This is a genomic window from Anaerocolumna sp., assembly GCF_032079385.1.
GTDB lineage: Bacteria > Bacillota > Clostridia > Lachnospirales > Lachnospiraceae > Anaerocolumna.
Genome location: NZ_DAMAUC010000003.1, coordinates 19,469 through 32,066, shown reverse-complemented (window position 1 = coordinate 32,066; position 12,598 = coordinate 19,469). Strand labels below are relative to the sequence as shown.

Below are 12,598 nucleotides of genomic sequence, written 5' to 3'. Positions count from 1 at the left end.
GTAATCGAAAATAATCGATTATCCCATTTAAGTAGCTATCTCACTCTCTGAGGGTGAGGATAGCTACTTTTCTCAATCCATTTCTCTTAGCAAATCGAACCTATCAAAAATCATCTGCTTCAGATTTTCGGAGTTGACCTCCATTAAGTCAATTCTCTCATAAATTACTTTTTTCAGGCCCCAATATCTACTTGAATACTTTTCATTTTTTGGTGTTCCAATACAATAATCGCCCTGCTGAGCAAAGTCTACATTGTCTTCTTCTCGCAGCGGCCACCAAAACACCCAATGGTTAGTAGGAGAGCAGCCTTCATTCCAATTGTTCATATCGTTGTACTCAAATTTTGATAAATAAATACAAGGCAAACCTTCTTCATCGTCTTTATCTCCCAAGTATATTTCCATAGCATATACTGGTGCATCTTTCCAACCATTTTGGCTTTCGCAGTCAGGGTCGGTATTGCTTTGGAACAGCAGGATAAAATCACTAATCAGCCAGCCATGTGCTTCGTTATCAGACTTCCACCTTAAGGCTTTAGGAGCCGCCAGTTGGTAATCTGTCTTTTCCTGAGCGACTATCCTCGTATAATCCATCAGCTTTTGTACATTGTCATATGTCTTATATAAAACCTGTAAGGCGTTACGGATATTTTCACTTGAACTCATAATAATAATCTACCTCCACTTTTATTTGCACGGCATCCTCAAAGGAAAACTTACTTTCCATCGAGTAATCAAACCAATAATATTTGTCGCAAGACACAGAATAGGGCATATCAAGCTCCATCGTTTGGAATTGGTCAAAGCCTTTCCGTGTCAGCAGAGAAATCAAATCTGAAATAACCAATGTAGAAAATGGATTGCCAAACTTGAGTTTGCGAAGCTCTTGTAAAAGCGACTGCCATGTTGCATATCCAAATAATACATCCGAGCCTGAAAACAATTTCCGCTTAGTAATATTCGTATATATATCAGCACATGCCATTGCATCACCCACAAGCAGGAGTATTTTAGACTTACTGCCCGCTCTGCGAGTTATTATTCTGCTTTCTCTTTGTAGTTGGTTTCTACTTTGCTCTGCCATTTCTTTTTCATCAAATAGTGAGTAGTCAACATCATCGTCAGAAGAAAGGCCACTTGTATATTTCACTTCAATCCCAATGGCAATACGGTCAAATTCAATGTAAACATCAAGCTCGCCCTCGCTGTCATAAGGCCAAAATTCGATGTTATCATTCCAAAATCCAGTATTAATACCATCAATAGAATCGGCAATGTCAGGCGGAAATACAGCATTTCTCAATATGGGCTTTAAACCTTCGTTAAACGGTATGTATCTTAAATGACCGAAAAAGTTTCCGGTTAATTCATCTTCCGATATTTCCGAAAGATTACCGTTGTTTTTTGTTATTTTATTATGTATTTCGGCAATCATACTACCCACCAGCTTTCTAAATTAGATTCATTCTGACACCAACACTATACCATATAATTCCATTCCCTTCAATAGTAATCGAACATGCTTTCTTGATTTGTCAAAGACTACCATAACAAGAGGGTGTACCATATATATGGTACACCCTCTTGTTATAAACATACTCCAGTGAATTAAGAAAACCCGGGAAGACCCTCTCCAAATCCCTACAACCTTATGTCATACAAAATAAAGCCTTATGCCGTCTGTTCAAACTGAGAATTATAAAGGTTCGCATAAAATCCGCCCTTTACGATTAATTCTTCATGGTTACCTTGTTCTACAATATCTCCGTCTTTCATAACCAGGATTAAATCAGCATTTCGTATTGTAGAAAGCCTGTGGGCAATGATAAAACTGGTTCTGCCTTTCATTAAATTATCCATTGCCTTTTGAATTCTAACTTCCGTTCTGGTATCAACAGAACTGGTGGCCTCATCCAGAATAAGAATCTTAGGATCTGCAAGAATAGCTCTTGCAATGGTAAGGAGCTGTTTCTGTCCCTGTGAAACATTATTTGCTTCTTCATTTAATTCCATTTGGTAGCCATCCGGTAACGTAGAAATAAAATGATGAGCATGAGCAGCTTTTGCTGCTTCTATTACTTCTTCATCTGTGGCATCTTCTTTTCCATACCGGATATTCTCCATAATGGAACCATGGAAAAGCCATGTATCCTGTAAAACCATACCGAATATTTTACGTAATTCACTTCGGTTAAAATCATTAATATTATGACCATCAACCAGAATTTCACCTTCATTAACATCATAAAAACGCATAAGCAGTTTTACAATGGTTGTTTTTCCTGCTCCGGTAGGTCCAACAATGGCAATCTTTTGTCCCGGCTTTATTTTAGATGAGAAATCATTAATTATTATTTTATCTGGTGTATAACCAAATTTTACATGTCTGAATTCAACTTCACTTTGTATTCCTTCCACGGAAACGGGATTTTCCACTCCTTGTATTTCCTCTTCTTCATCCAGGAATTCAAATATTCTTTCCGAAGCTGCCGCTGCCTGTTGTATTTGATTGGATATCTGTGCCATCTGTCCGATTGGCTGATTAAAGTTTCTCACATACTGTATAAAAGATTGAATGCTTCCTACTTCAATACGATTCTGGATAGTCAGATAACCTCCTAAAACTGCCACTGCCACATAACCAATGTTTCCCACAAAAGACATAATCGGGAACATTAATCCGGAATAAAACTGGGATTTCCAGGCGGAATCATAAAGTGCATTATTGTTTTTCTTAAATTCTGCAATCACCTTTTCTTCTCCGTTAAATACCCGAACCACCTGATGTCCTCCATACACTTCTTCTACCTGGCCATTTACATGACCTAAATATTCCTGTTGTGATTTAAAGTAGATCTGTGATTTTTTAACCATAAAACCAATCAGCACGCCGGAAAGAGGGAGTACCAATAGAGCTACCAAAGTCATAGATACACTGATGGATAACATCATAATTAATATACCGATAATTGAGGTAATGGAAGTAACAATCTGCATCAAACTTTGATTCAAGCTGTTGCTTAACATATCTATATCATTGGTTACTATAGATAATACCTCACCATGAGTTTTTGAATCAAAATACTTCATTGGCAGGCGATTTATTTTTTCTGATAATTCTTTTCTCAATTGATAAGTTACCTTTTGAGAAATTTTAGTCATTATAAACCCTTGTACTAAGGAGAATAAAGAACTGGCAATATATAATCCCAGTAAAAATAGTAATGTTCTTCCTATTTTATCAAAGTCAATTCCTCCTGTACCGGATATCTTGGCCATTAAACCATCAAATATAGAGGTGGTTACATTACCAAGTATTTTAGGTCCTACGATAGAAAAAATGGTACTTCCGATTGCAAAGATAATCATTATAATTATTCTTATTTTATATTTTGAAAGATAAACCGCTAATTTTGATACTGCCCCTTTAAAATCTTTGGCTTTTTCTCCCGAAAATCCACCCATTGGGCCATGTCCTCCGGACTTTCCCATTTTAGGGGTATCATTATTATTTTGAGGAGTATTTTCCTTATTCATGTTAACCTCGCTTCTGGTGCTTAGCACCTTCTAATAAATACAAATTTGTGATTTCAACACAAATTACCGGTTAAAAAATATTACTTTTAACCAAGTTCCTCCTGTGAAAGTTGTGACAGCGCTATTTGACTGTATACCTCACAGCTATTAAGAAGTTCTTTGTGAGTACCTTTTCCCACTATTCTTCCTTCATCCAATACTAATATTTGATCAGCATGGAGAATTGTACTGATTCTTTGAGCAACAATAATTACAGTACTATCTGCAATTTCAGTTTTTAAAGCTTTTCTAAGTGTAACATCAGTCTTATAATCCAAAGCTGAGAAACTATCATCAAAAATATAAATTTCCGGATTTTTTGCAATAGCCCTAGCAATGGACAATCTCTGTTTCTGTCCCCCCGAAACATTACTTCCTCCCTGTGCAATAGGGGACTCATATCTATCCGGCTTTTCTTCAATAAAATTATAGGCCTGTGCAATTTTTGCAGCGCCTTCTATTTCTTGTTGTGTTGCATTTTCTTTACCATATCGGATATTAGAATCAATGGTACCGGAGAATAAAATACCTTTTTGAGGAACATAGCCAAGCTTATCTCTTAAATCATGCTGGGTTATCTTTCTAACATCAACACCGTCTACCTTTACACTTCCTTCTGTTACATCAAAAAATCTGGGAATAAGGTTTATCAACGTAGACTTACCACTTCCGGTACTCCCGATAATAGCTGTGGTTTCTCCCGGTTTTGCAGTAAATGATATATTGGATAGTACATCATCCTCTGCCTTCGGATAGCGAAAAGATACATTTTCAAATTCTACATATCCTTTTTTATAACTATCAAAAGCAGCGGGATTTTTTGGATCTTCTATTGATACTTTTTTATTTAGTACCTCCATAATTCTTGTTGCAGATACGGAGGCTCTTGGTAATATAATAGACAACATGGATAACATTAAAAAGGACATAATAATCTGCATAGTGTAGGATATAAATGCCATAATGTCACCTACCTGCATGGTACCTAAATCTATACTTTCAGCACCTATCCAGATAATAAGTATGGTAATTCCATTCATAATCAATAACATAACCGGCATCATAAATGACATTACCCGGTTAACAAATAGGTTTGTTCTCATTAAATCTGTATTGGCTTTATCAAATCTTTTTTCTTCCGTCTTCTCTTTACTAAAGGCACGAATGACAGGAAGTCCGGTAAGGATTTCTCTGGTAACCAGATTCAATCGGTCTACTAACTTTTGCATAAACTTAAACTTAGGCATGGCCAGTATAAATAATGTACCCACTAAGCCAAGAAGCAGACAGACACCTAAAGCAATAATCCAGGTCATAGAAGTATTGGTATGCAATACTTTTATAACACCTCCAATGGCAAGAATCGGTGCATAAAACACCATTCTAAGAAGCATTACCATAATCATCTGAACCTGCTGTATGTCATTGGTGCTTCTTGTAATCAAAGATGCCGTAGAGAACTGATCAAATTCTAAATTAGAGAATTGCATTACTGAAGTAAAAACCTTTTCTCTCAAATCTTTTCCTAAACCTGCACCCACTCTGGAAGATAAAAATCCAACTGATACCGAAGCTAAGGTGGCAACTAAAGCTAACCCAAGCATTTTAGCGCCGGTTAGGAGAATATAATTTTTCTGAATGTTATTAACATTTATACCGACAGCCTGATACTCACGTTTTACAGCTGTAATAACCCCCTGTTCCAGCATAGCGGCAGGAACCGCCGAAGTTTTCTCCTCTATGGATCCTATTATCCGGTCTGATTGTTCTTTTGGTAATGCGGTGATAATATCAAGTAAATTTTTATCCGCCATTTCCTTTGGCAATTGTGATAACAGTTGTGATCTTATCTCTTTTATTTCTTCGGAATCGCTGCCAAGCATGCTGGTTATTATTAGCGCATCACTCATAATCGCCTTTAATTTGTCATAGTTTTCTTGATTCTCTTTCCTGCTTTCTTGCAGCAAATATATATTTTCTTTATCCAGACTCGGATATTTTTTTTGATAATCTTTGTATTCTTCTTTTGTTAAATTGTCTTTTGACAGAAAAGTATAGGCGTTTAAAACCGCTTCTTCCTCGTCTGCTTCCATCAGCTTTCTTAGATTAGTCATTTGACTTTCTCTTATTACTACAGGAACAGCTTCCTGAACACCGCCCTGCTGAATCCCCACATTTACAATATCGGATGTATAGGTGGGTAAGGATAAATCACAAAAAGCCTGTAATACCAATAACCCAACTATCACAATGATAGATGGTATTGACTTTTTTAAGTATTTAAATAGTTTAAACATATAAATCCTTTCTTGATTCCTTTTTATTTGTATTTCTGTAAATGATAGAAGCTGATTCCTAATGATTTGTTAATCCAATCCCATCATTTTTTTTGCCAACATAACGGTTTCTCCTGCGTCCTTTCCATAACCGTCTGCTCCGATTTCATCTGCATAACTTTGCGTAATAACAGCACCGCCGATAATCACCTTGGCATTAAGACCTTTTTCTCTATTCAGGCGTACTACTTCTTTCATTTCTAACATGGTAGTAGTCATTAGTGCGGATAAACCGATAATATCCGCTTTTTCTTTCTCAGCCACTTCAATTATCTTCTTGGAAGGTACATCTTTACCAAGGTCAATCACACGGAAACCATAATTTTTAAGCATTAAAACCACCAGATTCTTTCCAATGTCATGAATATCTCCCGATACGGTTGCAAGCACAATCGTGCCAAGGTGATTTTCCTTTGCACCTTTCTTTAATAAAGGCTCCAATAGTTCGATAGCCAGTTTCATGGTTTCGGCGGAAGAAATTAATTGGGGCAGAAAATAAATTTGCTTATCAAATAATACTCCCACCTGATTGATGGCAGGAATCAACAAATGATCAAGAATATAGGAGGGTTCTTTCCCTTCTTCCAGTGCTTGATTTACCAAATAGACTATGTTCCTTCTGTTTCCTTTTATAACTGCTTCGTAAATCGGATTGGAATCTAAGGAATCCCCTGGAGTCCCTTCCATTGAACTCTTATTACCTAAAGCAGAAGATGGATTCTTATGGTTTTCTTTTTCCTCCTTAACTAGGGATTTACCGCCGGTAATCACCATTGGTCTGGATGTAACACGATGAATATAACGAATATCTGCCTCATCTTTTCCCATTAATAAATCTGCTGCAAAAATAGTATTCATGAGCAGATCCTGAGCAGGATTGGCTATAGCCATAGTCAGACCTGCTTGTACCCCAAAGGATAAGAAAGTACTGTTAATAAACTGTCTCTCCGGCAGTCCAAAAGAGATATTGGATAAACCGATTACAGTAGCTACCCTTAATTCTTCTTTACAAAACTGAATGGTTTCCACCGTTTCTTTTGCAGCATTTTTATTAGCCCCGATGGTATTTACAAGGCCATCCACTATTATATCTTCTTTTGTCAGTCCAATTTTCTCAGCTTCCTTTATAATTGTCTGAATAATTTCTTTCTTCTCGTCTATATCCTTAGGTAAACATTTTTCTGAAACAGGAAGTAAGATAAACATAGCTCCATATTTTTTAGCTATGGAAAGTAATTGCTCACATTTATTCTTTTCCAGTGAGATAGAATTTATTAAAGCCCGGCCCGGATAAATACGTAGAGCTGCTTCTATAACACTAACATAACTGGAATCGATGCATAAAGGCACATTGGATATGGCAGCAACCTCTTGAACTGCATTTACCATACTTTCTTTCTCATCAATACCATTCATACCCATATTAATATCCAATATATCTGCACCATTTTCAATTTGCTCATTGGCCATGGTAATTACCGTATCCAGATTTCCCGCCTTTAACTCTTCCTGAAGCTTTTTCTTACCAGTAGGATTAATCCGCTCACCTACAACCAGAAACTTTCCATTCAAATCAATATCCAACGTTCTTCTTTCTGATGTAAGAGCTCTTTTCTTGTTCTTACTAATGGAATGAGGTTTTAAACTACGAATTTCTCTGTCAAGGAGCTGGATGTGTTCTGGCGTAGTTCCGCAACATCCACCAACAATACTTGCACCAGCCTCCACTAATTTCTTTGCCTCCAGGGAGAATTCCTCCGGCCCACAGTCAAATACGGTTTCCGATTCTATTAAAACCGGAAGTCCTGCATTGGGTTTTGCGGCAATAGGAACGGTAGCATATTCCTTCATAAGTTTCACTACTTCACACATCTTTTCTGGTCCGGTAGAACAATTTACACCAACTGCATCTGCCCCCATATTCTGAAGTACCATAATGGCAGTTGCAGGATCTGTACCGTTAAGTGTTCTTAAACTTTCTTCAAACGTTAATGTTACCATTACCGGTAAATCACAAGTTTCTTTTACAGCAAGAAGGGCTGCTCTGCATTCAGACAGACTCATCATTGTCTCAATTACAAATAAATCTACCCCTTCCATCAACATATAGGCAATTTGCTCCTTATAAATATCTACTAATTCTTCAAATCGTAAAGAACCAACCGGATATAGTTGTTCTCCGGTCATAGTTAAATCCCCGGCTACAAAAATCCTCCGTCCGTTTTTCTCTGCCTCGGACTCTTCAACTGCTCTCTTTGATAATCTTACTAACCCTCGATTTATTTCTTCAATCTCATCTGCCAGGCCATATTCTTGCAGCTTAATGCGATTGCCGGAAAAAGTCGGAGCATAAAGAATGTCTGAACCGGCTGCAATATACTCCTTTTGCAGATCAATGAGTACACGGCTATGTTCTAATATCCACTTTTCAGGACAGACTCCTGCAGGCATTCCCCTCTTTTGAAGGTTGCTTCCAGTAGCTCCATCTAAAAGAACTATTTTATTGTTTATCAAATCCAAGAATTCTTTACTTGTCATCTAATCATTCCTTTCCTAATGTTATCGGTCATAGGTATCATCCAGTATTTATAATTAACTCCACTTAGATAATTCGGATCTTGTCCATTAAACTAACACGATTAAAAGGCAGCATAAAATAATATCCGTCTACAAATGGACTAAGCTTCTCTATAATCTCATTGGCAATCTCCGCTCCTGTCCATTCCGCTTCTTCTTTTGACATGTCCGAACGATAACGGTTTACTATTTCATCAGGCACATGAATACCTGTAATTTCATTCTTAATAAAGTTAGCATTGCGATAACTAACAAGAGGCATAATGCCGCAAAGTATTCTTGTATCTATCATTTCCTTAATACACTTGATTCGGTGGATATCTTCCTCACTAAAGACTGGTTGGGTAAGAAAATATTTAACACCGGCATCTATCTTTTTCTGCATTCGTTCTACAATTTTAGGAATATCTCCCCGTGCATAATTAAGTGCTCCCCCATAATAAATAGGATTATCACTAAAATGTTCCCGGTTCATCTCGTTTACAAATTCCATAAGCTGAACAGAGTTATAATCAAATACTCCTGTGGTAGATTGTCTGTTCTCACTGGGAATAGGGTCCCCTGTTACTACCAAAATATTGCGGATACCATTCACATACGCACCCAGAATACCGGAACGCATAGCAATCATATTCTTATCCCGGCAGCATAAATGGGGCATCACTTCCATTCCAGTTTTCCCGGCAATCTTAACACTCATCAATATGGAATCCACACGACTTCTGCCCATGGGGGAGTCTGCCAATGTAATTGCATCTACTGAACTATTCTTTAATTTTTCGGCACATTCAAGAATCTTTTCATCCTTTGCATCAAAGGGGGGATCTAGCTCAACAGCCACAACTTTCTTACCGGTCTTAAATAATTCGTAAAGATGATTTTTACCAGTTACTTTACCCGTACTATTCTTCCCCTCATCTGAATTCTTCTCTATAGAAGCTTCACCTTTCAAAGGAAGAGTAACCCTTTCTGAATACGTTATCCGTTTTCCCCGATTCAATTCCTGAAGATTGATATGCTGGGTAATATTCTTTATATAATTAGGAGTTGTTCCGCAGCAGCCACCCATAATATCCACACCAAGGCCAGCAATTCGTTTCATATTTTCCGTAAAATATCCTTCATTATCCATGAATACCATACGGTTCTGAAACTGTTCCGGGTAACCTGCATTGGGTGTAATTACAATATATTTATTATCCGGTAAAGAAACCTTCTTTAGTAAATGATACATATGACCGGAACCAATTCCACAGTTAAAACCTCCTGCATCAATTTCATCCGTTTCAGACAATTCTTCCAGCAGAGAGGTTATACTAATGCCTGACGCAGTATATCCGTTCTTGTCCAGACAAAAGTTTGTAATAATAAAAGTATCCGGTAATTTTTCTTTTATATACGGAACAAGTTCCCTTATATATTTAAAACTTGAAAATGTTTCAAATAAAATAACTTCCGGTTTTTCTTTTATAAAAATATCACATATAAACTCGTACTCTTCTAATATCTCTTCTTCTGTTTTGGCACTTTCTGATATTGGCCCTATGTCACAGGCAATGTAAACTTCTTTTCCGCTTTCCATCACAGCTTTTTTGGCAATTTCATAGGAAGCTTTGATTAATTTCTCCTGTTCAGCACTGGTAATGGAAAGAGCCTCCCGGTTAGCCGCAAATGAATTGGTTCGTATCAGTTTGGCACCTGCTTCAATATAGTTTTTATGAATATTTATAATAGTGTCCGAAGTATACAGATTAGCGTATTCTGATATTTCATTATCATTATTCACTAATCTGGAATAATAAGTCCCCATGGCACCGTCCATTATTAATTTATGTTTTAATAAGTATTCTTTTATTTTCATGAAGTCTCCTCATATCTTAGTTCAAATCCTATAAAGGAATTTACTCATTGGTTTAGTCTTCTAAATATAATAGCATAAATATTTAAAATGAAAAGAAAAATAGTATAAATTCTTATAATATTTTTTCTTTCCTACTATTCCTAGTTTATTTCTTGTTTCTATGAAGAAATTCCTTGTATAATTTGAGAACATAAACCTGGATCGCTGCATTATATTTCTTGAAATTGTAAATTGTGGTAGCCCTTTCTTCTATTTTGATGTATAATATAAAAAATATATTTGCTAGTATTTGAGCGGTAAATACTATTTTTATAATTATATTATTCCTATGAAATCTTTGGTTAGCATATAAGTTAATTTCTAACATTTTTATTAACCTGGATTTACTACATAAAATTGGGAGGTTTCTATTATGGCACAAAAAACACAAATACCGGCTAGAAGTGAATTAGACCCACAATATACCTGGGCAACTGAGGATTTATATTCATCTGATGAAGCATGGAAATCCGAGTTTGAGAAGGCAAAATCATACCTTGAAGAAATTGCTTCTTATAAAGGAAAGCTTGGAGAATCAGCAGAGATACTATATGAATATCTGAAATTAAGTGACAAAATAAATATGTTACTGGACTCTTTAGGTCATTATGCAGCTCGCAAACATGATGAAGATACCAAAGTATCTGTTTATCAGGATATGTATGGCAAGTTTTATTCCTTAGCAGTTGAAGTTCAAAGTGCATCATCCTTTGAAACACCGGAATTACTACAGATATCAGATGCACAGTTGGATTCCTTTTATACAGCAAAACCAGAGTTAACTCTTTATAAGAAATATCTGGATGAAATACGCAGAAAAAGAGAGCATATACTTTCACCAGAAGAAGAAAAAATCATTGCCTTAGCAGGTGAAATGAATTTAGCACCGGCTAATATTTATTCCATATTTGGTGATGCTGATTTGCAATTTCCGGATGCAATCGATAAGGATGGTACCCCTCATCAGGTAACTCAGGGCAGCTTTATATCTTTAATGGAAAGTGAAGACCGTATGCTAAGAAAATCTGCTTTCCAGTCCCTTTATCATACCTATGGAACCTTTAAAAATACTATGGCTACAGTTTTAAATTCTCAAGTTAAACAATTGATCTTCAATGCCAAAGCAAGAAAATATACTTCTACCCTTCAGGCATCTTTAGATGAAACCAATGTACCGGTTGAGGTATACCATAATTTAATTGACGCAGTACATAGTAATTTCTCTTATATGCATAAATACGTAAGACTGCGTAAAAATTTATTAAAACTGGATGAACTTCATATGTATGATCTATATACTCCTATGATAAAGGATGTAGATATAGCTATAACCTATGAAGAGGCTAAAAAAACTGTAATGGAAGCGGTAAAACCTTTGGGAGAGGAATATCAGCAAATTTTACAAAAAGGATTTAACAACCGCTGGATAGATGTTTATGAGAATGTAGGTAAGAGAAGCGGTGCATATTCTGCCGGTGCCCGTGTTCACCCATTTGTCTTATTAAACCATAAAGACAATTTAAATAGTGAATTCACTCTGGCACACGAAATGGGGCATGCAATACACTCCTACCTCTCCAATCGGGAACAGCCATATGTATACACGAAATATAAAATATTTGTTGCTGAAGTTGCTTCTACCTGTAATGAAGCATTATTGATGGAATATTTACTGAACAAAACAGAAGATAAATACCAACGGGCTTACTTAATCAATTATTTCCTTGAGCAATTTAGAACTACCTTATACCGCCAGACTATGTTTGCAGAATTCGAATTATTGATTAACAAAACTGTGGAAGAAGGAGAAAGCCTTACAGCAGAAAGAGTTTGCAGCCTTTATAGAGATCTAAATATACAATATTATGGAGAGGATATTGTAATGGATTCTGAAATTGATTTAGAATGGGCAAGAATTCCTCATTTTTATTACAACTATTATGTATTCCAATATGCAACAGGCTATTCCGCTGCCATCGCCTTATCCAGAAAAATCCTTGCAGAGGGAGAACCTGCCGTAAAAGATTATCTACGATTCTTAAGCGGCGGCTGTTCCAAAGATCCGGTTTCCCTATTAAAAGATGCAGGAGTGGATATGACTACTGCAAAACCGGTTAATGATGCTTTAGCTTTATTTAATAGCTTAATAGACGAATTGGACACCTTATTAAGTTAAGTTTGTAAAAAGCAGAACAAATTATAATAAACA

At 36.3% G+C, this 12,598-nt stretch carries 7 protein-coding genes; 1 reads left to right on the top strand and 6 read right to left on the bottom strand.

Annotated features, from left to right (window positions below):
• Window positions 1-72 precede the first annotated feature (72 nt).
• The 6 genes from RT261_RS03425 to RT261_RS03400 form a co-directional block, all read right to left on the bottom strand.
• On the bottom strand, window positions 73-666 hold the full coding sequence (locus tag RT261_RS03425; RefSeq protein ID WP_313129393.1) for a hypothetical protein: 594 nt from the start codon (window positions 664-666) through the stop codon (window positions 73-75).
• On the bottom strand, window positions 653-1,435 hold the full coding sequence (locus RT261_RS03420) for a hypothetical protein (RefSeq protein ID WP_313129390.1): 783 nt from the start codon (window positions 1,433-1,435) through the stop codon (window positions 653-655). The genes RT261_RS03425 and RT261_RS03420 overlap by 14 nt, the downstream gene beginning before the upstream one ends.
• Window positions 1,436-1,671: 236 nt before the next feature.
• On the bottom strand, window positions 1,672-3,492 hold the full coding sequence (locus RT261_RS03415) for an ABC transporter ATP-binding protein (RefSeq protein WP_313129901.1): 1,821 nt from the start codon (window positions 3,490-3,492) through the stop codon (window positions 1,672-1,674).
• A gap of 131 nt (window positions 3,493-3,623) precedes the next feature.
• A complete protein-coding gene (locus RT261_RS03410) occupies window positions 3,624-5,873 on the bottom strand; it encodes an ABC transporter ATP-binding protein (protein ID WP_313129386.1) in 2,250 nt (749 codons plus the stop codon).
• A 69-nt stretch (window positions 5,874-5,942) separates the two neighbouring features.
• Window positions 5,943-8,450 carry a homocysteine S-methyltransferase family protein gene (locus tag RT261_RS03405; RefSeq protein WP_313129384.1) on the bottom strand — a complete coding sequence of 836 codons (2,508 nt, stop codon included), beginning with the start codon at window positions 8,448-8,450 and terminating at the stop codon, window positions 5,943-5,945.
• Between the two features lie 64 nt (window positions 8,451-8,514).
• Entirely contained in the window at window positions 8,515-10,350 is a 1,836-nt protein-coding gene (locus RT261_RS03400) for a bifunctional homocysteine S-methyltransferase/methylenetetrahydrofolate reductase (RefSeq protein WP_313129382.1), read from the bottom strand.
• A gap of 412 nt (window positions 10,351-10,762) precedes the next feature.
• Here RT261_RS03400 and pepF point away from each other — a divergent pair, with 412 nt between their 5' ends.
• Window positions 10,763-12,565, top strand: coding sequence for an oligoendopeptidase F (pepF, locus tag RT261_RS03395; protein ID WP_313129380.1), 1,803 nt, complete (start codon window positions 10,763-10,765; stop codon window positions 12,563-12,565).
• Window positions 12,566-12,598: the final 33 nt, after the last annotated feature.